Below are 24909 nucleotides of genomic sequence, written 5' to 3' on the forward strand. Positions count from 1 at the left end.
GTCACCCCAACCCGCGCACCACGTTCATGGCCTCTTCCACCCGGTCCACGGCGTGGATGGTCATGCCCTCGATGGGTTTTTTGGGCGCATTGGCCTTGGGCACCACGGCCACGGTGAAGCCCAGCTTGGCGGCTTCCTTGAGGCGCTCCTGCCCGCGCGGTGCAGGGCGCACTTCACCCGCCAGCCCCACTTCACCAAAGGCGATGAAGCCCTTGGGCAGAGGCTTGCCACGCAGGCTGGAGGTGATGGACAGCATCACGGCCAGATCGGCCGCGGGTTCAGAGATGCGCACGCCGCCCACGGCGTTCACAAACACGTCCTGGTCCATGCAGGCCACGCCGGCGTGGCGGTGCAGCACAGCCAGCAACATGGCCAGGCGGTCCTTGTCCAGCCCCACGCTCAGGCGGCGCGGAGACGGGCCGCCACTGTCCACCAAGGCCTGAATCTCGACCAGCATGGGGCGGGTGCCCTCCAGCGTCACCATGACGCAACTGCCTGGCACGGGCTCCGAGTGTTGGCTAAGGAAGATGGCGCTGGGATTGCTCACGCCCTTCAGCCCCTTTTCGGTCATGGCGAAAACGCCAATCTCGTTGACCGCGCCGAAGCGGTTCTTGATGGCGCGCACCAGGCGGAACTGGCTGTGCGTGTCGCCCTCGAAGTACAGCACCGTGTCCACCATGTGCTCCAGCACGCGCGGGCCAGCCAGCGCGCCCTCTTTGGTCACGTGGCCGACCAGCACAATGGCCGTGCCGCTGGACTTGGCCGCGCGGGTCAGGTGGGCCGCGCACTCGCGCACCTGCGCCACCGAGCCCGGCGCGCTGGTGAGTTGTTCGGAATAGACGGTCTGGATGGAGTCGATGACGGCGACCTCGGGTTGCTGGGCGTCCAGCGTGGCGAGAATTTTTTCGAGCTGGATTTCGGCCAGCACCTTGACCTGCGAATGGTCCAGCCCCAAGCGACGCGAACGCAGGGCTACCTGCGCCCCACTCTCTTCCCCGGTCACATACAGCGTGTTTTTGCCGCATCTCTGCAGCGAATCCAACGCCTGCAACAGCAAGGTGGACTTGCCAATGCCGGGGTCGCCGCCAATCAGCACCACGCCGCCCTCCACCATGCCACCGCCCAACACGCGGTCCAGCTCCTCATGGCCCGTGGGCGTGCGCTCCACATCGGATGCCTCAATGTCGGACAGCACCGCCACTTCAGCGGTCTTGGCCAGCGCGGCAAAGCGGTTCTTGGCCGGCGCATCGCTGCTGGCCACCGACTCGATCAGCGTATTCCAGGCATTGCAATGCGGACACTTGCCCAGCCATTTGGGGCTGGTGCCGCCGCATTCATTGCAGGTGTAGATGGTTTTGTCTTTGGCCATGGCACCATGATACTGTATGTATTTACAGATGCCATGATGCCAACCCTGCGTCCCAGGGGTGTTTCTGGCTAGTTGACGCTGCCGCGGCCGATGTAGTGCTGCTTGGTCTTGCCAACCAGCAGGCCACCATCCGACTCAACATGGGTTTGGGCACCTTCCCCGCTGCCAAACAACAGGCCCAGCACATGGGCGTCGCGCACTTCCTGTATGTGGGAAAACAACAATTCCACGCGCTGGTCTTTGTAGTGCTGGTAGGTATTGTTCTGGTAGGAATTGCCCAGCGGCAGTTGCCAAACCAGAAAGGGTTTGCCCACGGCCTCGGACACGGTCTTCACCCAATGCAAGAACGTGTTCATCTTGGTGACATCCCAGCTATGGCTGGGGTCGCCCTTCACCAGGCGGTAGTAGTCCGCGTCCCGGTCACCGGAGTCGACCACGAGGAAGTCTCCATCCCCGGCTCCCAGGGCAATGAGGAAGTTGCTCCATGCCGTCGCCTCGGAGTCGCTGATCACCCAGGGCGAGGCATGCGCGCCCACCTTGGCGTTGGGCGCATAGACACGCGCCATGTGGATCATGCATTTGACGTAGCCGGCTGCGTCCTCGGTGTAGCCAGCCCCACAGTCCGTGGGGTTGCTGGAGGCCACCTTGGCGGGTATTGCGCTGGGTAAACCCGTGGTCGCCCCCGCCCTGGCCTTCAAGAAGCCGAACAGGTCAGGCTCGATGTGCAAAATGGCTTGGTCATTACCGATTTTCTGCAGCAGGAAGCGCCAGTCATTGAAGTAGGTGGTCAGAAACGTCGAATCGTCCAAGGCGGCCGTTTCTCCGGTGGGGTCAGCCCCTTCTGAAAGCCCAGATGCCGGCAGCACCATGTAATAAGTGAAAAACGGAATTTGAGGCCGCGCGACACCATTCCAGACGCGCCCCTTGGCTGTGTCGACAAAGCGTTTGGCAAACAGCCCGCGGGTGGGGACGTCCTCTTGCCAAGTGGTCCACCCTCCGCAGGATGCCAGGGGCACCGTACCGGCGATGCAGCCTGCGTGGTCGTAGCTGCTGAAGGCGCTTGAGTTGATGTACTGGTACTGCGCATCGAAAGGCGCCAGATTTCCGACATTGCTCCCTCCGGAGAACCCCACCATCACCTTGGTGTGCCCCATGAAGGCGGTGCTCAGCGCAGCGTTGGCAGGGGTGGTACTGACGCTGAAGTCCAAGCTACTCGCCCCACTTCCGGATGCCCCCCCGCCACCTCCGCCACCTCCGCCGCAAGCCGACAGAGCCAAACACAACAGGAATACACCCACTCGCATGCCGTCCCCAACGCCGTGAAATACCGATGCCATAGAAGGTCCGTATTCACGCATAAACAGCGAAATTAATATATCCATCTTACATATGGATACCAAACCAAGCACCAAACTGCTCTCAATTTAGGAGCTATATGCGCAATATTGACGGGGGCTAGCTGCCTTTTTTGATAGATTCCCTGGCGCGACGCACCTTGTCCAGACTGACCGCCACCTTGACCGTCTGGAAGTTGACCGGCACGGCGATCGCCCAGTCCGCTTCTTGCGTGTCGCGGCACTGGTAGCGGCTGATGGGCAAGCCGTTCTTGTCCAGGATGGGGATGACCCAGGGCGCGTTGGCGCGCGCGCCGCGCTGCACGGCCACGGCGGTCTCGCCATTGGCAAGGCGCACATAGCTGCCCGGCGGGTAAAAGCCCACGGCGGTGGCCATGGCGGAACCCACGGCAGCGGCATCGCCCTCGGTGCCAACATAGATGGACTTGGCCGCCCCCAACGCCGACAGCGGCGCGCGCGTCTTACGCGCGGCCATCTTGGCCACAAAGGCGTCGGCCGTGCTGAGCACGCGGCGCGCCAGGTGGTTGTGCGGCAATCCTTCGGGCGCCACGGGCATGTGGTGCCAGCGCACCAGGTCCAACTGGTCGGGGTCGTCTACGCCGTAGCGCATCAGGATGTCCACGCTGATTTCGGGGTGCTCGCGGATCAGCTCGCGCTGCCATTCGCTGGGCGGCGGGGCCTGGCGGGCCAGACTGTCCTGGTCGCGCGCCATGCCGATGTTCATGGTCAGCGCGGCGTCCAGCAGGGTGCGGCGCTGGTGCGCGTCCAGCCCCAGCTTTTGCGCCGTCAGCGTGCAGATCACGCCGCACAGCAGCGCATGCGTGGCGCTGTAGCCCAGGCTGTCGTCGGCCAGCATCTGCAACAGGCACAGCAGACTGTCGTCAGCATCCGCATCCAGCAGGCTCAGTACCTTGCGGGCAATGCCGTCCAGCCGCGCCATGGGGTTGGTGGCCAGACCGCCCTGGTAAAGAATGCCGCGCAGCACCTCCTGCAGGTCCAGCCAGCCGCCGCTGAGCTGGGCGCCCACCACATAGTCGCTCTCGCGGATCTCGCTGGGCATGGGCGCGTTGGCAATGGTGAGCACGTCCACACCGTCGCGCAGCATCTGGTGGATCATGCGCTCGTAGGCGCGCTGCCAAGCCAGGGCATCGCTCTCGGTGGAGCAGGCGTTGAAGGCATGCAGCTTGTCACGGTGCTGCTCCGACACCACGGGCTGGCCCTTGCGCAGCAGCAGTTGGCCAGTGTCGCTCCAGATGTCAACCGGAACCGTGCGCCCGATGCCCAGCAGCACGACGGGGATGGGAACGTAGCTCAATCGGCCACCAGCACGGGCACACGCAGCGCCAGCGCACACATCAGCTCGTAGCCCACGGTGCCAGCGCACACGGCCACGTCGTCAATCGGCAGCACCGCACCATTGGCGGCGCGGCCCCACAGCGTCACCTCGCTGCCCATCCCGGCGTCGGGCACGGGGTCCAGGTCCACGGTGACCATGTCCATGCTCACGCGGCCCACGGTGCGGGTGCGCACGCCGTCCACCAGCACCGGCGTGCCGGTGGGGCACAGGCGCGGATAGCCGTCGGCATAGCCGCAGGCCACGACGCCGATGCGCATCGGCCTGTCTGCCACAAAGGTAGAGCCATATCCGACCGTATCTCCCGTAGACAGTGCGCGGACAGCTATGATTTTTGCAGCAAGCGTCATCGTTGGCTGCAGGCCCCAGTGCGCCGCCGTGTGCTCGGGGTAGTCGGGCGCGCTGCCATACACAGCAATACCGGGGCGCACCCAGTCCGACACCAGCCCGAAGCCGGAGTGGCGCAGCGTGGCCGCGCTGTTGCTGACCGTGCGCTCGCCGGGCAGGTCGTCGGTAGCGGCCTTGAAAACGGCCATCTGCGCATCGATGCCCTTGGGGCCGTCGGCGTCGCTGAAATGGGTCATCAGCGAAATCTCGTCCACCTGAGGCAACGCATTTAAGCGGGTCCAGGCGGAGCGCACCTGCTCGGGCTGGAAACCCAGGCGGTTCATGCCGGAGTTGACCTTGAGGAAGACGCGGTGCGGCTCGTTGGTCTTGTGGATGGCCAGCATGTTGATCTGCTCTTCGCAGTGCACCGTGTGCCACAGGCCCAACCGGGAGCAGAGCTCCAGGTCACGCTGCTCGAACACGCCCTCCAATAGAAGAATGGGGCCGCGCCAGCCCAGATCGCGCACGCGGCGGGCCTCGTCCAAGTCCAACAGGGCGATGCCATCGGCACCGCGCAGGCCGTCAAACGCGCGCTCGATGCCGTGGCCGTAGGCGTTGGCCTTGACCACCGCCCACACCCGCGCATCGGGCGCAGCGCGGCGCGCCACCTCGAGGTTGTGGCGCAGAGCTTGGGTGTGGATGGTGGCTTGTATGGGACGGGGCATGGGGCACTCGGAGCAAAGAAACTCCGAAGATTTTGACATTCTGCGCCGTGCTATAACCGCAGCACGTCTGGAGACCAACAACAATACCTAGCGCATTAGCCCCGCTAATGTGCCCCATCCCCCACCCATGAAACGCGGTTTTTACACCATCATGTCAGCGCAGTTCTTCAGCTCGCTGGCCGACAATGCCTTGTTTGTGGGAGCCGTTCAATTGCTGCGCAGTGGCGGTGCGCCGGAATGGCAACAAGCCGCGCTAGTCCCCATGTTTGCCCTGTTTTACGTGGTGTTGGCGCCTTTTGTGGGTGCGTTTGCCGACGCCATGCCCAAAGGCAAGGTCATGCTGATCAGCAACGGCATCAAGATCGTGGGCTGCCTGATGATGCTGTTTGGCACCCACCCGCTCATGTCCTACGCCATCGTCGGTCTGGGCGCTGCGGCCTACTCGCCGGCCAAGTACGGCATCCTGACCGAACTGCTGCCGGCCAGCCAGCTGGTCAAGGCCAACGGCTGGATCGAGGGCCTGACCATCTCCTCCATCATCTTGGGCGTGCTGCTGGGCGGGCAGTTGGTCAGCACCGGCATTTCCGGCGCGCTGCTGTCATTTGACTTTCCCCTCATCGACACCAGCATCGACACCGCGCCAGAGGCCGCCATCAGCGTGCTGATCTTTGTCTACCTGGCTGCCGCCTGGTTCAACACGCGCATTCCCGACACCGGCGTCTCCCTGCGCGCCATGCCCAAGAACCTGTTCAGCCTGCTGCCCGACTTCTGGAACTGCAACACCAAGCTCTGGAAGGACCGCCTGGGCCAGATATCGCTGAGCACTACCACGCTGTTCTGGGGCGTGAGCGGCAACCTGCGCTATATCGTTCTGGCCTGGGCCTCGGCCGCGCTGGGTTACAGCGTGACGCAAGCCTCTTCCCTCGTGGGCGTGGTGGCCATTGGCACGGCCGTGGGTGCCGTGGTGGCGTCCCTGCGCATGCGCCTGGAGCACGCGGTCAATGTGCTGCCGCTAGGCATTGCCATGGGTCTGCTGGTCATCCTGCTCAACTTCATCAGCAACGTTTGGGTCGCGGCACCCTTCCTCATCCTGCTGGGCGGCCTGGGCGGCTTCCTCGTGGTGCCCATGAATGCGCTGCTGCAGCACCGCGGCCACAACCTCATGGGGGCGGGCCGCTCCATCGCCGTGCAAAACTTCAATGAACAGGCCTGCATCCTGGGCCTGGGCGCCTTCTACAGCCTGTCCACCGGCATGGGGCTGTCGGCGTTTGGCGCCATCTCGGTGTTCGGCATTGTGGTGGCCGGCTGCATGTGGTGGATCAAGCGCTGGCACGAGCGCAACTGCCGCGACCACGCGGCCGTGGTGAACCACTTGCTCGACATCGCCCGCAACGACAACCTGCACGGCTAAACCGCAGCCGGCTTCTCCACCTCGGACACCTCGGGCACCGCGTACTGCACCTGGTCGCGCCCCAGCTGCTTGGCCACATAGAGCGCGCGGTCGGCGGCCGCGTAAATGCTCTCGATGGAAAGGTTCTCCTGGGCCTGCGAACCGCTCACACCAAGACTCGCAGTGATGGGCAAGGACACACCCAGATAGACCAGAGGCGTGCTGCGCACCAGTTGGCGCAGCTTCTCGGCAACATCGAGCGCGCCCTCGCGCGCGGTATTGGGCAGCATGACAATGAACTCTTCGCCGCCCATGCGCGCCACGCAGTCGGTCCCGCGCACGCCGCCCTGCAGCAGCTTGGCCACATGCTGCAGCATGGCGTCGCCCACGGGGTGGCCGTGCACGTCGTTGACCTTCTTGAAGTAGTCCAGGTCCACCATCACGCAGTGCGTCGCCGCGCCCACGCGCGCCGCGCGCTTGAGCTCCATCTGCGCCAGGCGCATGAACTCGCGCCGGTTGAACAAGCCGGTCAGTGTGTCATGGTCGGCCAGAAAGGCCAGCTCGCGCTGCTGGGCCATGAGCGCGTCATTGCTGCGGCTGAGCTGGCGGCGCAGCATCACGGCCTTGGCGTACTGGTTCCAGACAATGAGCGAGGCCAGCAAGGCCATCAAGGGGCAAAAGAAGGCCACGATGCTCAGACTGTTGTTGTGCAGGGTCGGGATCGGCGCGCTGCGCATCATGGCGGCAAACACGAGGTAGGTGCTGATGTACAGCGGCACCGAGATCGCCGGGCGGTTCAGCGACAACACGCCGAACATGATGCAAATGAGCATGTAGGTGGACAGGCCCGCCCCGGCATTGGCCACCAGATCGGCAATGCTGAGGTAGGCACCCAGATAGATATAGCCCGCGGCGACCAAGATCTGCAGCGTGATGGCACCGGTGGTGGCGCGCGCTTGGCGCAGGTAGTGGCGGGTGCATACGCCCACCACCGCCACCAGCACGGCCGCCAACCAGTGGGCCTGGCCCACGGTCTGCGCCCAGGGCTGCAGCTCGGGGTGGTCGGCGGGCGCCTTGAACTGCATGAGCAACAGCGCCAGCACCACATGCAGCGGCACCATGAGGTACACCACCCAGCGCAGGCGCCGCAGGGATTCCATGGTGCCCTCACCCTGCACCAGGTCGTATTCCTGTTTGGTCAGCCGCATCCATTCCCACAGGGACTGGTACCAGGTTGCCTTTTCCACCGCATCTCCTTGATGGCGGTGATCTTCTCAGCAAAGCAGGGGCGGGACAAGTGCTTTGGCAAACTGTTATCGTGGGGTTTTCACTCGGAGAAAGCCCATTCCATGTCCAGCGCCTACGACTTCGAAGCCCTCCAGATCAACGGCCAGCCGGTCGCCCTGAAACAGTACCAGGGACGCGCGATGCTGATCGTCAACACGGCCAGCGCCTGCGGCTTCACGCCCCAGTTCGCCGGACTGGAAGAGCTGCACAAGACCTATGGCGACAAGGGCCTGGTGGTGCTGGGCTTTCCCTGCAACCAGTTCGGCGCACAGGACAAGGGCAGCAACGACGAGATTGCCGGCTTCTGCCAGCTCAACTACGGCGTGAGCTTCCCGATGATGGCCAAGATCGAAGTCAACGGCGGCGGCGCCCACCCGCTCTACCAGTGGCTGGTGAAGGAGGCACCGGGCTTTCTGGGCACCAAGGCCATCAAGTGGAATTTCACCAAGTTCCTCATCGGCAAGGACGGCCAGGTGCTCAAGCGCTACGCACCCACCGACACGCCGGCCAGCCTGACGGCCGATATCGAGGCGGCGCTGGCCGCCTGAACGGCGCGCCTCCCACAAATACAACAGTGCTGCCGCGGGATGGTGAATAACCCATAGTCTCGCGAGGGTGTTTCGGTAAACTGGCTGACTGGGAGCCTGCCCAGAGGGAAAAACCGATGACGGTGCTGCGCATGCAGGGCTCTACAACTGCCACTTGTATGCCCCTATGCCCGAGCCACGCCGATCAGCCACGCCCGTTTTTCCTGCCCTGCTGCGGCATTGGCTGGCTTCGTGCTGCGTCATTCTGCTGACCAGCTTCGCTGGCCAAGCCGGGGCCCAGTCGGTTGCCGCCGGCTCTCTCATCTACAACACCAGCGGCGCGGGCGGCTTCCAGCAGTGCATCAACTGCCATACGGGTGCCACCTCTTCGGCAAACCATTTGATGGCGTCGAACGCCTACAGCTACCTGCACACCGAACTCTCGCCGGGTGGGAATATGTACGCCAATATGGGCGGCACACCAGCACTGCCCTCGCAGGCGCAGATCATGTCGCTGGCGCTGTACATCGGGCAGTTCAAGGCGCCCGCGTTCACGGTGTCCAACGGCAGCGGCTCGCTGGCCATCGCCGTACGCTCCGGCGCCGCCGGCATCAAGGACATCTACCCTCTGCTGGCCACAGGCACTGGCGGAGCAGCCCAGGACGGCGCTAGCGGCCTGACCAAGACTAACGGCAGCAATGGCACGGTGAGCGTGGCGCAGGTGGGCGCCACCACCGCCATGAACTACAACGCCACCTACACTTCCACGGCTGGCTATACGGGTTCGGACTCCTTCGACGTCAGCGTGACCAACCCTATCGGAACGGCCACACGCACCATTCAGGTTACGGTGCTGGGCATCACCAGCGCCACCACAGTCACGGGCTTCAAGAACCAGGCCTACACCGCGGGCGCGCCTCTCTACACGGTCACATCCAACGACGGCACCGCGTCCAACTTCACCGCCACCGGGCTGCCCACGGGCCTGTCGATTGACTCAACCAACGGCAAGATCACCGGCACCACCACCGCCACGGGTTCCTACTCGGTCACCATCGGAGTCCAGATCAACGGCTCCATCAACGATGGCACGGTCAGCAAGACGTTGACCATGGAAATTGCGGGCATCACCAACAGCACCACCGCCAATTACACGCAGAACTCCGCGATCACCACCTTCCAGATCGGCACCTACCCGGCCAGCCCTAGTGCTTACGGGCTCACCGGCAGCCTGCCCAGCGGCCTCACCTTTGCCAGCAGCTCGGGCCAGATCAGCGGCACGCCCACCATCTCTGGCAGCTACCCGGTGACGTTGCAGGCCACCACCAGTGCCGGGGCCGTGAGCCAGACACTCACCATCAATGTGGCCTCGGCCGGGGTGCCAGTCGTCACCAGCACGCCCTCGTTGGCCGTGTCCCCCACGGCGACGGTGGTGGGCACCGTGGGCACAGCCATCAGCACCATCCAGATCAACGCCACCAACCCGCCCATCACCGCCAGCAGTTACGCAGCCAGCGGCCTGCCGCCAGGCCTGTCGGTCAATGCATCCACCGGGGTCATATCGGGAACACCCACCACCAGTGGTGACTATGCGGTGACACTGAGTGCGGACAACAGCTCCGGCACCGGCTCGCGCAATGTGACCATGCGCGTCCATGCCACGGCAGCGCCCGTGATCAACAGCGGCACCACGGGTGCAGGCACCGTGGGCACCAATGGCACGGCCTACACCATCACCACCGACGGAACCAATGGCCCAATCCTCGCCACCGGGGGCTACTCCGTGTTCAGCGGCACCTTGCCGGCCGGGCTGACCCTCAATGCCAATACAGGCGTCGTATCCGGAACCCCCACCACCAGCGGCGTGAGCAGCGTCACACTGGCAGCGGAAAACACCGGCAATGTGAAGGGCACGAAAGCCGTCACCTTCACCATCACACCCAATGCGGTGCCCGTTATCAGCAGCCCTAGCAATGGCACGACCACCGCACTGGCGCTGGGCGCAGCAATGACGCCCATCAGCATCACAGCCAGCAACCCACCGCTCACCTCCTTCGCACTGGCCAGCGGCACGCTGCCCACGGGGGTGAGCCTGGACACCAACACCGGCGTGATCTCCGGCACGCCCTCCGTGCCCGGCGCCAGCAGTGCCGTAACCCTGACGGCCAGCAACGCCGTGGGAGCCAGTGCCGCGGTGACGGTGAACTTCTCGGTGGGTGTGCCAGCACCCGCAGCCTGCAACGACACCACCACGACCAATACCGCCAAGGTCATTGACCTCAAGACCTGCATGTTCCCGTCGCTGAATCCTACAGGGTTCACCGCATCGATGCAGCCCGCCCATGGCACGCTGAACATCAGCGGGGTCAACGCCACCTACACCCCCGCCAATGGCTTCTTTGGCACGGACTCTTTTGCCGTGGTAGGCCAGTTCACTGGCGGCGTCACCAGCAGCGCGGGAACGGTCACCATCACTATCTCGGGGCGGCCCGATCCGACCAAGGACACCCGGGTGACCGGTCTGGTTGCGGCGCAGGCAGAAGCCTCCCTGAAGTTCACACGCACACAGATCGCCAACTTTGGCCGCCGCCTGGAGTTCTTGCACAGCGGCTTCTTCCCTGCTGGCAATGGGGGCTCGGGCTTCGCACCACCGCCAAGCAATTTCTCGAACACACAGTCCACGGCCGCAGTCTCTGCCGCCGACAAACTGGCTGCCATTGGCACCAACAGCGCCATCCAGCTGCCCGCGAGCAATGCCCCGGCCTCCCTGCCACTGTCCAGCGCCGTCTCCATGGCGGCGGCACAGGCCGGGCTGAGCCAGTCCCCCCTGTACAACCTGGCATCGGACTTCGTGCAGAACCGCACCATCAATCTGGGCAACCTGAACCAGTTGGGCATGGGACTGAACACGAGCCTGCCTGCCGATGCCTTGCCCGGCCCCAAGGTCTGGGCCGAGGGGGTGGTGAGTTTCGGTGCGCGGGAAGCCAATGGCTCGGTCAGCGCGGCGGATTTCAGCTCCAGCGGCGTGAGCTTCGGGGTGGACCGCACGCTGAGCGAGCGTCTGGTAGTCGGCATGGGTGTGGGCTACGCCCAGGACACCACCAACATCGGCACCGATGGCACGCGCAACCAGGCGCGCGGCTACTCCCTGGCCGTGTACGGCAGCTACAAGCTGGGCAGCAACAGCTTTGTGGACGGCATGCTGGGTGTGGGCGCGCTGGAGTTCGACATGAACCGCTATGTGCCCTCCGCCAGCGCCTACGCCACCAGCAACCGCAAGGGCTACCAGCTGTTTGGCTCCCTGGGTACGGGCCTGGAATTCCGTGACAAAGCCAACATGATTTCGCCCTACGCACGGCTGGACTTCTCCACCGACAAGCTGGGCGAGGCCACCGAAACCGGCGCAGGCACGGCCTCGCTGGCCTATTTCGAACAGACCAATTCGGCACTGCAGGGCACCATCGGCCTGCGCGGCGAGTCCATCCACTCCACGCCCTTTGGCTGGGCCGTTCCGCGCGCACGCGTGGAGTGGCGCCAGGACCTGAGCAGCCGGAGCGAAGCCGCCATTGCCTATGCCGACCAGTTGGGCGGCACCCGCTATTCCATCTCGTCCAGCGGCAGTTTGCAAAGCGCGCTGGTGTTCGGTGTGGGCAGTGAATTCCTGTTCCGCGATGGCTGGGCCCTGGGCGTGGACTACCAGCTGACCCAGGTGTCTGCCTACGAGTCCAGCTACGCCCTGCGGGTCAAGGTGCTCAAGGAGCTGGGTGCCAAGGGCCTGCCCAACCTGCTCAAGGGTGTGGAACAGGAGTTCTCCGACCACAACGAAATCCAGGTGGACGCAGGCTACACATGGGATGACAACATCACCCGCGCCAAGCTCAACTCCGATATCCGCGGCGACAGCATTTACACCTTCAACGCCAGCCAGACCCGCATGTTCTTCCTCAGCGGCAACACCCGCCTGCTGCTCACGGGCGCTGTGGGCGGAGAGCGCTTCCAGACCTTCAACGGGCTGAGCAATATCAACCTGGGTGGCGAGGCAGCCTACCAGTACCGGGAGTCGGCAGAGTTCGATGCCCCCACCTACGGTCTGTTTGCCAAGGTCACGGCCCTCAAACACCAGGCCAGCCAGCGCGATGGCTACAAGTACTCCCTGGGGCTCACGGCGTCGCGCCCCCTGACCGACCGCATCACCGTGTTTGGCGCCCTGGCCAGCAACCAGCGTTCGGCCAACAGCGCCGTGTTCCGCACGGCCGACACCTCGCTGCGCGTCAACGTGGACTACAGCGTGCGTGGCAATGCCACCCTGTACCTCAGCGGCGAATACCGCGATGGCGACATCGTGTCCACCGGCCGATCCTCGCTGGAGAACATCACTTTGGCCAAGGTCCTAGTGCAGGACGACGCCTACGCTGGCGGCCAGTTTTTCAGCTACCGCTTTGGCGGTACCACCATGCTGGCTACCGTGGGCTACAACATCGGCCTGGGTGCCAAGGACTCCATGGACTTCTCGTGGCGCTACGTGGAATCCACCCCCACGCTGCGTCCTGCCTGGGCCACCTCGCCCCGCAGCTACACCACCAATCAGCTGTCCGCCAGCTACCTGATGCGGTTCTGACCATGCTGACATTGAACACACGCACCCTCCGCATCTGCAGCATTGCCCTGCTGACCGCCCTGCTCCACGCCTGCGGTGGTGGGGGTGGCGGCAGCGGTGGCTCTGACGTGGACCCCAATTCCCGGGCCACTGCCGCCACGACGGGGCCAGACAGCTTCCTGCTGTTCCCCAATCCGCAGCGCCAGAGCGACGACAGCCTGCAAGTGAATGCCGCCAGCTATGCCAGCGCCTACTACGCTGCGGTGGACCCGAACAACGAGCGTGACACCCTGGCCAAGTTCAAGGCCAAGAACGGCTTTGGCACCAGCGGGGCCGGCATCATCGAAGAGACCATCATCATTGGCGACCAGCGCGACCTGGGCTATGGCCGCAAAATGACAGCGCGCCATGACACCAACACTGGCAACATTGCCTTTGTGGTGGAGAACTACATGGTGGGCGGCTACGGCGGCTATTCGCCGTTCAGCTTGGAAGCAGCCATCGTGGACGAGCGCCAGTGGCACCTGGGCACCAATGCCATCGAATTCACCGTGGCGCAAACCAGCAGCTCCAACCCGGCGCCCAATGCCATCAAGTTCGCCAAGTTCTACACCTACGACCCCAACACGGGCGCACGGCTGAACACGGCCAACCTGGACGGGCGCGGCAGCAAGGCCCTGCCCACGGTCTGCATCTCCTGCCACGGCGGACGCGGGGACCCGCTCACCCCGAGCGGGCTGTTCGCCAAGCTGGGCAACTCGGCCTCAGGCGCGCGCGGCGATGTGGGCGCACAGCTGCACGCCTTCGAGCCCGCCTCCTTCGACTTCTCCACCCGCGCCGGCTACACCCGTGCCGCGCTGGAAGCCAAGATCAAGACCATCAACAAGATGGTGCTGTGCGGCCATCCCTTGCCCAATGGCACGGCTACGCCCACGGGCAATGCGGAAGACACTTGCCGGCGCGTGGCTAACCCGAATGAGTACCAGGGCGCTGCGGCGGATCACCTGAAGAACATCTACGGTGGTGCCGGCCTGCCAAATGCCACCAGCGAAACCACCGACAGCTATGTGCCCAGCAGCTGGACTACCGCGGGCCAAGTCGACCTGTACAAGAAAACCGTAACCCAGGCCTGCCGGGTCTGCCACGGTGTGCGCGGCACCGGCAACCAGTCAGACATCAACTTCGAGGACTTCACGGCTTTTGACGGCTACGCGGACCGCATCAAGGCCCACGTGATTGACCGCGGCAACATGCCGCTGGCCAAGCTGATCTACGACAAGTACTGGAGTACCTCGGACATCAACAGCACCATGGCCAGCTACCTGGTCGGCAAGGGCTACACCGATGGCAACCTGAAGCCCGGCCGTGCCGTCGCCGACCCAGGGCCGGACCGGGTGGTGAAGACGCTGACCCCCACGCTGTCCGCGGCCATGAGCCTGTTCTCCACCAGCTACAGCTGGTCCATCACCTCCATCCAGGCGGGCCAGACCGCCAGCCTGAGCAGCAGCACCGCCGCGAGCCCCACGTTAACCGTCAGTGGCGCCGGCACCTATGTCGTGCAACTGGTCACGTCCAACACCACGACCACCAGCACCGCCAAGACCGTGACCATCAAGGTGGACCCGGCGCTGGCGTGGGACCCGGCCGCCCTGCGTTTCGAGCCCGATATCCGGACCATCCTGCAAGCCGGCGGTGGCAACTGCACGTCCTGCCATGTGAGCGGGCAGAACGTCGCCACCACCAGCGCCGTGCCACCCATCTTCTACGACGACTTCGTGCGCTCCGGCAGCGGTGCGGGCGGCGACGCGACGAACCGCCTCTGGCTCTATACCGAGGTGCGCGGGCGCATCAACTTCACCGACATCGTGGCCAGCCCCCTGCTGCGCAAACCGGCCGGCAAGCACCACAACGGCGGCCTGCGCACCGGCTTTGACACCTCGGCCACCGTGGGCGACCCGGCGCGGGTGGACTACGACAAGGTGCTGGCCTGGATACTGAACGGCGCGCCGCAGTAGCGCCGCCATCGCACCAACAAAAAAGGGAGCGAATGCTCCCTTTTTGATAGCTGCTTCCGCACTCAGTACGAGCGCCGTGGGCCGCTGTAGCTGTCCTTGGAGAACACAAAGGGGCTGGTACGACCCACCAGGGTTTCAATCAGGGCCAGCTCCTGGTCGGTGTGGTTCACAAAGGGGGCGCTGCGGATGTTCTTGCCCTTGCCGCCGTCCTTGACGATGTACAGCGGGCGATCATGGTGGCGGGAGACGATCTGCTCGCGGCTCTCCGGGTCATCATTGGCCTGGACTTCGGTGGCACCATAGCAAGTGCAGAAATAGGTCTGCTCGGGATCGGCCTCCACATAGAAGCCCGTGCCGCGGATGCCGATCGTGGAGGTGGAGGTGCGCACCGCCATGGGCGAGTTGCGCGACACCGACAGCAGCTTGCCGGTGAGCATGCGCAGGCCGCCAATGACGTAGCCCGTGACCGAGGTGTCCGGCGCCGGGGTTTGCGGCGCTTCGATCACCAGCTTGCTATCGCCACGCAGAATCATGGAGTGGGTGTTCACCACAAAGATGACTTCGCTGTTCTTGCCGGTCTGCAGCGTGTCGCCGGGCTTGATCGGCGTGCTCAGGGAGGCCTGCTGGTCATTGATCTTCACATCGCCCGAGATGCCGTAGATGGACTGGCCGGGCGGCAGCTTGCTGGGCTTGGTGCCAAAGATGCTGAAGCCTTGGGCCTGCGCCTGGGTGAAGGCGGTGCCGAACACGCCGGCCGCCAGGGCCTGGATCAGCCATTGGCGGCGGGGGTCGTCAATCTCGTCGGATGAATGCATGGGCTTCCCTGGTCAACTTGTCAAAGACCCCAAGATTATGCGGTGAATGCCCCTATTTAGGCCACCAGGGCGGCGTCCAGCACTTCCACCCAGTGGCGCACGGGCGTGACCGTGCCGCTTTGCAAGTGGGTGATGCAGCCGATATTGGCGCTGATGATGACTTCATCCGTCGCAGGCGCCAGATGCCCCAGCTTGCGGTCGCGCAGCTGGTATGCGATCTCTGGATTCAACACCGAGTAGGTACCGGCTGAACCACAGCACAGGTGCGACTCATTGCTGGCGATGCGCACCGCAAAGCCCAGCGCGGCCATGTGCGCTTCCACCCCGCCTTTGAGCTTTTGCCCGTGCTGCAGCGTACAGGGCGGGTGGAACACCAGCGCAGGCTGTTGGCGCGCACCATCGCCCAGCCGGGCCTGCAGCGCCGGCACCATGTCCGGCAACAGTTCGCTCAGGTCGCGCGTTAGCGTGCTGATGCGCGCGGCTTTGGCGGCGTACTGCGGGTCGTCGCGCAGCACATGGCCATAGTCCTTGACGGTGACGCCGCAGCCTGAGGCATTCATCACGATGGCCTCCACGCCCTGTTCCACCAGCGGCCACCAGGCGTCGATATTGGCGCGCATCTGGGCCATGCCGCCGCCCTGGTCGTTGAGGTGGAATTTGACCGCGCCGCAGCAACCCGCCTTGGGTACGCGCACCACCTGTACACCGGCGGCATCCAGCACGCGCGCGGTGGCGGTGTTGATATTGGGTGCCATGGCGGGCTGCACACAGCCTTCGAGCATGAGCACGCGGCGCGCGTGGCTGCGTGTGGGCCAGGCACCGGCGGCCTGAGGCACGGGCACCTTGTTCTTCAGGCTCTGCGGCAGCAGCGGGCGCACGAGCTGGCCCAGCTTCATGGCAGGGGCAAACAGGGGCGAGGTGAGGCCCTCTTTCAACGTCCAGCGCAGTGCGCGCTCACCAGCGGGGCGCGGCACTTTGGCGTCCACCAGCTTGCGGCCGATGTCCACCAGATGGCCGTAGTCCACCCCGCTGGGACAGGTGCTTTCGCAGTTGCGGCAAGTCAGGCAGCGGTCCAGATGCATCTGCGTGGCACGGGTCGGCGTCTGGCCCTCCAGCACCTGCTTCATCAGGTAAATGCGGCCGCGCGGGCCGTCGAGCTCGTCGCCCAGCAACTGGTAGGTGGGGCAGGTGGCGGTGCAAAAGCCGCAGTGCACGCACTTGCGCAGGATGGCTTCGGCGGCCTGGCCGTCGGCGGTGTTCTGGTACTCGGGGGCGAGTTGGGTTTGCATGGTGGGGGCGACTCACAGGTCGGCGCACAGGCGGCCGGGGTTGAACAGGCCCAGCGGGTCGAAGGCGGTTTTGAGGCGGCGGGTGATGGCATCCCGTGCCACATTCTTAGTTTCAAATTGGCATCCAGCCCTCGTGGAATCTGCGCGAGCAGCTACGAAAACCGTAGCATTACCACCCACCGCCCGGGCTGCAGCCTGCAGCTGCGCACCGGCCTGCTGCGGCGCCCAGAGCCAACGCAGGCCGCCCTGCCACTCCACCAGTTGCGCCCAGGGCAGGTCCAACACCGGCGCCGTGGGCGCCACCGACAGGCGCCACAGCGCCAGCTCGGGCGTATCCACGTCGGCAAAAAAGGGCAGGCGCTGGTCGCGACACAGGGCCCAGTCCGGGCCTGCCTGGGCGTTGTCCATGCGTTCGCCCGGCACCTCGGCCAGCAGGCGGCGGCAAGCCGCTTCCACGGCAGCCACCGCACCCCGCAGGCGCACAAACAGCAGGTCGCGCCCGCCGCCGGGCGCCGTGGGGTCGTGCACCCAGCAGCTGGCGTTGAGCGGCAAGGGCTCGCCGCCCCAGCGGTGCAGATGTTCCAGCGCGCTGGCCTGGTCCAGGCCAAACACCAGCGTGGCTTCGGCAGGCGCAATTGGCAGCACTTTGAGCGAGACCTGCGTGATCACACCCAGCGTGCCCATGGCGCCCGCCATGAGGCGCGAGACGTCGTAGCCCGCCACGTTTTTCATGACCTGGCCGCCAAAGGTGAGGTGCTCGCCCTTCCCGTTGATGCACTGCAGGCCCAGCACATAGTCGCGCACGCTGCCTGCGGTGGCGCGTGCCGGGCCGGCCAGGCCGCTGGCGACCATGCCACCGACGGTGGCAATATTGGCACTCCCTGACCAAGCGAAATGCGGCGGCTCGAACGGCAGACACTGGCCCTTCCCGGCCAGCGCGGCTTCCAGCTCGGCCAGCGGCGTACCGGCGGCCACGGTCACCACCAGTTCACTTGGCGCGTAGTCGAGGATGCCAGTGTGCGCCCGCGTGTCGAGCAGTTGCGCGGGCTGGATGGTGCCCACAAAGTCCTTGCTGCCGCCACCACGGATCTGCAGCGGGCTGCGCTCGGCAATGGCGGTGCGGACCTGGTCCAGCAACCGTTGGAGAGAGGGTGCGGCTTGCATGGCGCCGATGGTAAGGCGCCACCCCGCCGCCGGGCGTGAATTTTTTGGTGCAAGCGCCACCAAAAAATTGGCGGCGCAGGCCCACCACTCAATCCACGAAGAAATTCACCGGCAGGCCGGGCACGTCCACCCGCATGGAGAACACCGCACCCGACAGCGGCATCTGCGCCAGTTCGGCCGCGCTGCGGCCGTGGCGCGCGGTGGTCACGTACAGGGTCTGGAGGTCTTCACCACCGAAGCAGGGCATGGTGGGGCACTGGGCGGGCACCGGAATCTCGGCCAGCAGCGCACCATCGGGGGCGAACTTGCAGATGCGCCGTCCTTCGAACATGGCGGCGTAGTAGTTGCCCTGCACATCCACGGCCGCACCATCGGGGCGCCCTGCGTAATTGGTGGTCTCGAAGGTCCAGCCCGCGGGTTTGGGGGCGCATTGCTGGTAGGTGCGCTGTCCGTCCAGGGTGTTGGTTTGCAGGTCGTAGTCCCAGGCATAGACCACGTGGTTGGGCGTGTCGGACCAGTAAATGGTCTGGTTGTCCGGGCTCCAGGCCAGGCCGTTGCCGGTGAGGGCACCGCCCGCGTGCTGCACCACCTCGGGCAGGCCACGGCGGCAGTCGATGCTGAACAGGGCTGCCACGCGGCCGGCCTTGGGCTCGTCGATGGTGCCCACCCAGAAGCGGCCCAGCGCATCGCATTTGCCGTCGTTGGCGCGCACCACGGCCGTATCGTAGGGCAATTTGGTGATGGGCTCCAGTGCCCCGCCCCACTCGCGCGCACGGAACACGCCGTGGCGCAGTGCGATGACCAGCCCACCCGACGCGGCCGGTGCGATGCAGCCGGGCTCGGTCGGCATGTCCCAGCGCTGCACGGTACCCATATAGACATTGGCGCGCAACAGCGCCTTGCCGGGGATGTCGACCCAGTAGAGCTGCTGCTCCTGCGGGTGCCAGAAGGGGGATTCGCCAAGTTCGAAGGTGTCTTGGCTCAGAGGCTGCCAGTTCATGCTGCACGCTCCACTTCGATACGCATTTCACAAGAGAAGCTCTGGCCGGGGGCGAGCACCACCACACCCAGATCATCGGCCTTGGCGTCGGTCTGGGCCATGAGGTTGAGTGCGTTGTTCACATGGCTCACGGGTTCCACGGCAATGTTGTCGCGCTGCGGCGTGGTGAAAACAACCACGCGGCTCAAGGCCGAGCGCACGCGCACGAGCAGCACACTGTCCTCCAGCGTGAGCAGGCCATCCCAGCCATCAAAGCAGTGGTCCACCGTCAGGTCCGCCGTGGCCTGGTCCAGGCCGCTGTGGGGCGCGCGGTGGGTGGGCAGTTTGTCGGTGCCCATTTCCCAGCGATTCTGGGTGCGGAACTGCACACGCGTGTCCGGGCGCTTGTTGAAGTACGGGTGCCAGCCCAGGCCGACCGGAGCGGCGACCTGCGACTGGTTGGTGATGGAGATCGTCATCTCCAGGGCGCCCGCCTCCAGCTTGAAGGCCTGCGAAGCGTCGAAGTCAAACGGCCAGGAGGCATCGGCACGGTGTTCGAACGACAGCAGCGCAAATGTGTCGGACGATTCCAGCACGCTCCAGGGTCGCTCCCAGCCCACGCCGTGGATAGCGTGCGGCTCGGGTTCGTTGTTCTTGATGAGGGGGTGGCCGGTGCCCTGCCATTGCAGCCGGGCCTCGCCAATGCGGTTGGAAAACGGCACCAGCGGGTAGCTGGCAGACTGGCGTGCGGGCATGGGGGCCGGGGTGTTGACCGAAGGGCGCAGTACCGGCTCGGCGCCCAACCAGAGGCCGGCCAGGCTGCCGCCCAATGCGGGTTGGATGTCACAGCGCAATTCGCCGTGGCGCAGGGTGAGGAGGGAAGTCATGCCGGGATTGTGCACCGCGCACCGGCAAAAAAAGGCCCGGCGGGAGCTAAGTCCTGCCGGGCCGATGTTTCAAGAAGAATTGAAACTAGGTCGTAACCGGATTAACGGTTGTAAGCGGTTTCGCCATGGCTGGAGATGTCCAGACCTTCGCGTTCTTCTTCTTCGCTGACGCGCAGACCGATCACGAGGTCGACCAGCTTGAAGGCGATGAAGGAGACCACACCGGACAGCACGATGGTGACCAGCACGCCTTGGGCCTGGATCCAGACCTGGCTGCCGATGGAGTACTCAGCACCCACAGCGTTGGTAACGTAGTCGTACACGCCAGTGCCACCCAGGGAAGGCGCTGCGAACACGCCAGTCAGCAACGCGCCGACGATACCGCCCACGCCGTGCACGCCGAACACGTCCAGCGTGTCGTCAGCACCCAGCAGACGCTTGAGGCCGTTGACGCCCCACAGGCAGAGGAAGCCGCCGATCAGGCCGATGATGATGGCGCCCATGGGGCCCACGAAACCGCAAGCGGGGGTAATGGCCACCAGACCAGCCACGGCGCCAGACGCAGCACCCAGCATGGAGGCCTTGCCACGGGTCAGGGCTTCGCCGGTGATCCAGGCCAGGGTTGCAGCAGCAGTCGCCAGCAGGGTGTTCACAAAGGCCAGGGCGGTCAGGCCGTTGGCTTCCAGGTTGGAGCCGGCATTGAAGCCGAACCAGCCAAACCACAGCATGGCGGCACCCACCATGGTCAGGGTAAGGCTGTGGGGAGCCATGGACTCCTTGCCATAACCGATACGCTTGCCCACCACGTAGGCGCCGACCAGGCCGGCCACAGCGGCGTTGATGTGCACCACGGTGCCGCCAGCGAAGTCCAGCGCGCCCTTGCCCCACAGGTAACCGGCAGCAGCAACCACTTTTTCCAGGGAAGCCGCGTCGGAGATCGCGTCAGGACCGGCCCAGTACCAAACCATGTGGGCCATGGGCAGGTAGCTGAAGGTGAACCACAGCACGCTGAAAGCCAGCACGGCGGAGAACTTGATGCGCTCGGCGAAAGCACCCACGATCAGGGCGCAGGTGATGGCCGCGAACGTTGCCTGGAATGCCACGAAGGTCAGTTCGGGAATCACAACACCCTTGCTGAAGGTGGCAGCCACGGAATCAGGCGTGATGCCCTTGAGGAAGAGCTTGTCCAGCGTACCGATGAAGGTGCCGTCACCGCCGAATGCCAGGGTGTAGCCATAGATGGCCCACAGCACGTAGATCAGGGCGCTGACCACGAAGACTTGCATCAGCACGGACAGCATGTTCTTGCTGCGCACCAGGCCGCCGTAGAACAGGGCCAGGCCAGGCAGGGTCATGAAAATCACCAGGGCCGTGGCCGTGGTCATCCATGCGGTGTCGCCCTTGTTGGGAACGGGAGCAGGTGCGGCGGCGGGCGCAGCAGCCGGTGCGGCAGCAGCAGCGGCCGCGGGGGCAGCAGCCGCCTCAGCAGCGGGAGCGGCAGCGGCAGGCGCGGCAGCAGCGGGGGCTTCGGCCGGTTTAGCGTCCTGTGCCAAGGCAAGGGTTCCCGCGCCCAGCAGGCTCAGGCCCAAGGCCAGGGAGGCAAGCAGTTTTTTCATGTTTGAGCTCTCTTTCTGGTTACAGCGCTTCTTTGCCGGTTTCGCCGGTACGAATGCGCACAACCTGTTCCAAGTTGTAGACAAAAATCTTGCCGTCGCCGATCTTGCCGGTGCGGGCTGCACCTTCGATGGCTTCGATCACGCGGTCCACCAAAGCGTCGTCAATCGCCGCTTCAATCTTCACCTTGGGCAGGAAGTCCACCACGTACTCTGCACCGCGGTACAGCTCTGTGTGGCCCTTCTGACGGCCGAAGCCCTTGACTTCGGTCACGGTAATGCCCTGCACACCAATGCCAGACAAGGCTTCTCGCACCTCATCGAGCTTGAACGGTTTGATGATGGCCGTTACGAGTTTCATGTTTTCACCTCAGCTTGATAACAGTTGAAACAGACACCGGGTCTGGCTGGTCTGCCTCTCCATGGGTCTGGAGATAACTCGATAAAGCAGAAGGCGTGCCAAGTGAAACAACCTGCAAATCGCAGGGACAACTCGCCAAAAGACGCGCACTGGAGTAACATAACTGTATATAAATACAGCATGCACAACATTAGTGCAATTACTGCGCATGCACTGCGATGCAGCGCACCGTTTTGGGAGCAAGGGTCATGAGCTTGTCTTTGGTGCAGGGGCGCGCCCTGCTGGGGCTGGAAGCGGTGCAGGTCACGGTAGAAGTGCACTTGGCCAACGGCCTGCCCAGTTTCGGGCTGGTGGGGTTGGCGGACGTGGAGGTCAAAGAGGCCCGTGAACGCGTGCGCTGCGCCATCCAGAACAGCGGACTGGAGTTCCCCCACAACAAGCGGATCACTGTGAACCTCGCCCCTGCAGACCTCCCCAAGGACTCGGGCAGGCTGGACCTGCCCATCGCCCTGGGCATTCTGGCGGCCAGCGGGCAGATCGATGGCGCCGCACTGGCCCAGTACGAGTTTGCGGGCGAGCTGTCCCTGTCCGGCGCGCTGCGGCCGGTGCGCGGCGCCCTGGCTATGGCGCTGGCCTTGCGCACCGCCCAGGTCAGCACCCGTTTGGTGCTTCCGCCCGACAGCGCCGAAGAAGCAGCCCTGGTGCCGGACTCCCATGTGGTGCGCGCCCGCCACCTGCTGGACGTGGTTCGCCACTTTGCACCGCCTCCGGCAGACGATGCCCCCGCCGCGCCGGAGGACCCGGACGGCTGGGTGCGCGTACAGGGTGCCCCCATCGGCTTGACCCTGCGCGGACCCGACATGGCCGACGTCAAGGGCCAGGCCGGCGCCAAGCGGGCCCTGGAAATTGCCGCGGCGGGCGCGCATTCGCTACTATTGGTAGGCCCTCCGGGCTCCGGCAAATCCATGCTGGCCCAGCGCTTCGCCGGGCTGCTGCCCGACATGGACACCGACGAAGCCCTGCAAAGCGCAGCGATCGGCAGTTTGTGCGGGCGCTTTGCCATGGAGCGCTGGGGCCACAGGCCTACGTGCTCGCCGCACCATACAGCCACCGCGGCCGCTTTGGTTGGATGTAGGCATCTAAAGTTACTGTCTCAACACCTCCTGCGTGATCAATAGCTTAGACAACAAATTTGGGTCTATGTTGTGCAGACCGTCCAAACTTCTTGTCCTATACCTACCAACGCATCAAATTTATTGTCACCGTGTAAACCGCAGGCGCCGGTTGGACAAACACGTTGATTCGGGAAACGAAGTAAATGCCGGGACTGGCGCTGAGCTGCTAGCGTGCAGGTCGCCTTCCAAATCAAGACACTATTTGCCCCATGAATACGCGCGCTTTTAATGTAGTTACAACACTGATCTCACTGATGGCACTTGCAATGAGCGCTGTTTCACTCTTTTTTTCTTGGTCCCAACGCAATGTGGATTACGAGCCGACCGTTCTGGTTCAACCAGGTGCTTTGCCCGTATTGGAAATAACCGAAGGGCAAACCTCATTTGAATTAGAAGTTCTCAATACTAGTAAGAGCAATCTTCAGTATTTTTTGCAGGCGAGCACAAATCTTGGTTGCATCAATGGAACAAGTGAGCGTCCACTGTTCTATCCGTGCGAGTACAGGTCACAAATTATTGGCTTGAGTAAATCGGATGCCGGAAAAAGCGCTTATCGACACGTGCTCAAGCTAGAAGCACACCCTGGCGCGGTGAACACCCACCCTGCAGCTTACATATCCGAGCCCAAATACGTACTGAAGATTGAGGCAGTCAATGCTAGTGACCAGAAAATCTTATTCAAATCTGAGTGCTTTTATAGCTATCACGTTGACCGTAAGACTTTCGTCATAGACCAACCAGTTGTTGACACAAGTGGCAAATCTGAAATGCGGCAAAGGGATTGCCACCCATGACGTCGAAGATTTCGATTTACACGAACCGGCATCCGGCCGTTCACCTGGCTCTTGTCTAAGCGACCTAAACACACTCACGACTTTCAAACAGCGACGCCTGGGTATAGAAGAAGACAGGCCTACCCACTAAAACGCCAACAACTGGCGTTCATCGCGCGGTGATCAATTGCTCTTTGTGCGGGCACCCTTACCAGGCGAAACGGCTACCGCACGGATGTCCTGATATCGCTGATCCACCCGGGCGATGAATTCTGCAGGTGTCAGTTCCACAGCCATCGCTAGTCGCCACAACACACTAATGGTCGGCTGCTTCGCGGCCGACTCAATCAACGTAATAAACGGGCGGTCAATTTCCGCAGCGCCTGCCACGTCTTCCTGCGTGAGCTTAAGTTCGCCCCGTCGCTCCTTGAGGGTAGTGCCCAAGGCCTGTAGAAGAAGTGCATTGCGGCTGGGTCGCATCGTCTGCACTATCTGTTTTATGTAGTCTAAAGACACGTGTCTATAGATAACAAAATGCAGGCACAATTAACGCAGCAGCTACGGTGCCATGTGGCGACCATCTAAACGCAACCCCAAGGAAGGACTCATGAGAATCTTTGCAGCATCGACACTAATATTTGCACTTACCCTGACCGCCTGCGGCAAAGGTGATCTAGCCGGCGCCTATCGCAGCGACGCGCCTGGCATGAAAGGAGTTGTCTTGACCCTGAAACCCAATGGCAAAGCGGTCTATCTGGGTGCTGTTGAGTGGCCTTATGAGGTTGACGGCAAGGACGTCAAAATAATCCGTCCAGAAGGAACACTCATCCTGAAAGGCCATGATGATGGATCGTTGGACTTCCCCTTTATCGGAAATCTGAAGAAGGAACCGTCCTGACGGACGACT

The 24909-nt window shown here is 63.8% G+C and carries 19 protein-coding genes and 1 pseudogene; 7 read left to right on the forward strand and 13 right to left on the reverse strand.

All coding sequences use genetic code 11. From position 1 onward, the window contains the following. Position 1: 1 nt before the first annotated feature. From radA to alr, 4 genes are all read right to left on the reverse strand, one after another. Positions 2-1369 carry a DNA repair protein RadA gene (gene radA / locus AC1RNN_RS12850; RefSeq protein ID WP_493089723.1) on the reverse strand — a complete coding sequence of 456 codons (1368 nt, stop codon included), beginning with the start codon at positions 1367-1369 and terminating at the stop codon, positions 2-4. A gap of 68 nt (positions 1370-1437) precedes the next feature. Further along, complete coding sequence (locus AC1RNN_RS12855; RefSeq protein ID WP_493089722.1) at positions 1438-2577, reverse strand: hypothetical protein; 1140 nt, start codon at positions 2575-2577, stop codon at positions 1438-1440. 247 nt (positions 2578-2824) lie between these two features. Next, positions 2825-4039: an HD-GYP domain-containing protein gene (locus tag AC1RNN_RS12860; RefSeq protein ID WP_493089721.1), complete on the reverse strand. Its 1215-nt coding sequence runs from the start codon at positions 4037-4039 to the stop codon at positions 2825-2827. Then, positions 4036-5130 (reverse strand): alanine racemase, encoded by a 1095-nt coding sequence (alr, locus tag AC1RNN_RS12865; protein WP_493089720.1) that lies wholly within the window; start codon positions 5128-5130, stop codon positions 4036-4038. Before alr ends, AC1RNN_RS12860 begins: the two co-directional genes overlap by 4 nt. A 127-nt stretch (positions 5131-5257) precedes the next feature. Between alr and lplT the strand changes: the two genes are divergently transcribed. Further along, the gene (gene lplT / locus AC1RNN_RS12870) at positions 5258-6541 is read left to right on the forward strand and encodes a lysophospholipid transporter LplT (RefSeq protein ID WP_493089719.1); all 1284 of its coding nucleotides are present in this window, start codon (positions 5258-5260) and stop codon (positions 6539-6541) included. On the opposite strand, the gene AC1RNN_RS12875 is transcribed toward lplT, so the two are convergent. Beyond that, positions 6538-7767, reverse strand: a complete 1230-nt coding sequence (locus tag AC1RNN_RS12875) for a GGDEF domain-containing protein (RefSeq protein WP_493089718.1) — start codon at positions 7765-7767, stop codon at positions 6538-6540. The two genes, lplT and AC1RNN_RS12875, sit on opposite strands and share 4 nt — an antisense overlap. 102 nt (positions 7768-7869) lie before the next feature. Between AC1RNN_RS12875 and AC1RNN_RS12880 the strand changes: the two genes are divergently transcribed. From AC1RNN_RS12880 to AC1RNN_RS12890, 3 genes are all read left to right on the forward strand, one after another. Beyond that, positions 7870-8355 (forward strand): glutathione peroxidase, encoded by a 486-nt coding sequence (locus AC1RNN_RS12880; RefSeq protein ID WP_493089717.1) that lies wholly within the window; start codon positions 7870-7872, stop codon positions 8353-8355. A 166-nt stretch (positions 8356-8521) separates the two neighbouring features. After that, a complete protein-coding gene (locus AC1RNN_RS12885) occupies positions 8522-12952 on the forward strand; it encodes an autotransporter domain-containing protein (protein ID WP_493089716.1) in 4431 nt (1476 codons plus the stop codon). A 2-nt stretch (positions 12953-12954) separates the two neighbouring features. Beyond that, positions 12955-14946 (forward strand): hypothetical protein, encoded by a 1992-nt coding sequence (locus AC1RNN_RS12890; protein WP_493089715.1) that lies wholly within the window; start codon positions 12955-12957, stop codon positions 14944-14946. Positions 14947-15008: 62 nt separating this feature from the next. On the opposite strand, the gene AC1RNN_RS12895 is transcribed toward AC1RNN_RS12890, so the two are convergent. From AC1RNN_RS12895 to glnK, 7 genes are all read right to left on the reverse strand, one after another. After that, a complete protein-coding gene (locus AC1RNN_RS12895) occupies positions 15009-15761 on the reverse strand; it encodes a FecR family protein (protein WP_493089714.1) in 753 nt (250 codons plus the stop codon). Between the two features lie 56 nt (positions 15762-15817). Beyond that, positions 15818-17050, reverse strand: a complete 1233-nt coding sequence (gene glcF, locus AC1RNN_RS12900; protein ID WP_493089713.1) for a glycolate oxidase subunit GlcF — start codon at positions 17048-17050, stop codon at positions 15818-15820. Between the two features lie 12 nt (positions 17051-17062). After that, on the reverse strand, positions 17063-18214 hold the full coding sequence (glcE, locus tag AC1RNN_RS12905) for a glycolate oxidase subunit GlcE (protein ID WP_493089712.1): 1152 nt from the start codon (positions 18212-18214) through the stop codon (positions 17063-17065). 88 nt (positions 18215-18302) lie between these two features. Next, positions 18303-19214, reverse strand: coding sequence for an SMP-30/gluconolactonase/LRE family protein (locus AC1RNN_RS12910; RefSeq protein WP_493089711.1), 912 nt, complete (start codon positions 19212-19214; stop codon positions 18303-18305). Further along, on the reverse strand, positions 19211-20080 hold the full coding sequence (locus AC1RNN_RS12915) for an aldose 1-epimerase (protein WP_493089710.1): 870 nt from the start codon (positions 20078-20080) through the stop codon (positions 19211-19213). Before AC1RNN_RS12915 ends, AC1RNN_RS12910 begins: the two co-directional genes overlap by 4 nt. Before the next feature lie 101 nt (positions 20081-20181). Next, a complete protein-coding gene (locus AC1RNN_RS12920; RefSeq protein WP_493089709.1) occupies positions 20182-21696 on the reverse strand; it encodes an ammonium transporter in 1515 nt (504 codons plus the stop codon). A 19-nt stretch (positions 21697-21715) separates the two neighbouring features. Beyond that, complete coding sequence (glnK, locus tag AC1RNN_RS12925; protein WP_094476942.1) at positions 21716-22054, reverse strand: P-II family nitrogen regulator; 339 nt, start codon at positions 22052-22054, stop codon at positions 21716-21718. 248 nt (positions 22055-22302) lie between these two features. On the opposite strand from glnK, the pseudogene AC1RNN_RS12930 reads away from it, so the two are divergent. Beyond that, positions 22303-23184, forward strand: a pseudogene (locus tag AC1RNN_RS12930) (YifB family Mg chelatase-like AAA ATPase); the annotation flags it as partial. A gap of 254 nt (positions 23185-23438) precedes the next feature. Beyond that, on the forward strand, positions 23439-24023 hold the full coding sequence (locus tag AC1RNN_RS12935; protein ID WP_493089708.1) for a hypothetical protein: 585 nt from the start codon (positions 23439-23441) through the stop codon (positions 24021-24023). A 162-nt stretch (positions 24024-24185) separates the two neighbouring features. Here AC1RNN_RS12935 and AC1RNN_RS12940 read toward each other — a convergent pair whose 3' ends face one another. After that, positions 24186-24446, reverse strand: coding sequence for a helix-turn-helix domain-containing protein (locus AC1RNN_RS12940; protein ID WP_493089707.1), 261 nt, complete (start codon positions 24444-24446; stop codon positions 24186-24188). A gap of 163 nt (positions 24447-24609) precedes the next feature. On the opposite strand from AC1RNN_RS12940, the gene AC1RNN_RS12945 reads away from it, so the two are divergent. Further along, a complete protein-coding gene (locus AC1RNN_RS12945) occupies positions 24610-24900 on the forward strand; it encodes a hypothetical protein (RefSeq protein WP_493089706.1) in 291 nt (96 codons plus the stop codon). Positions 24901-24909 lie beyond the last annotated feature (9 nt).

The sequence above is a fragment of the Rhodoferax sp. GW822-FHT02D07 genome (genome assembly GCF_058802405.1).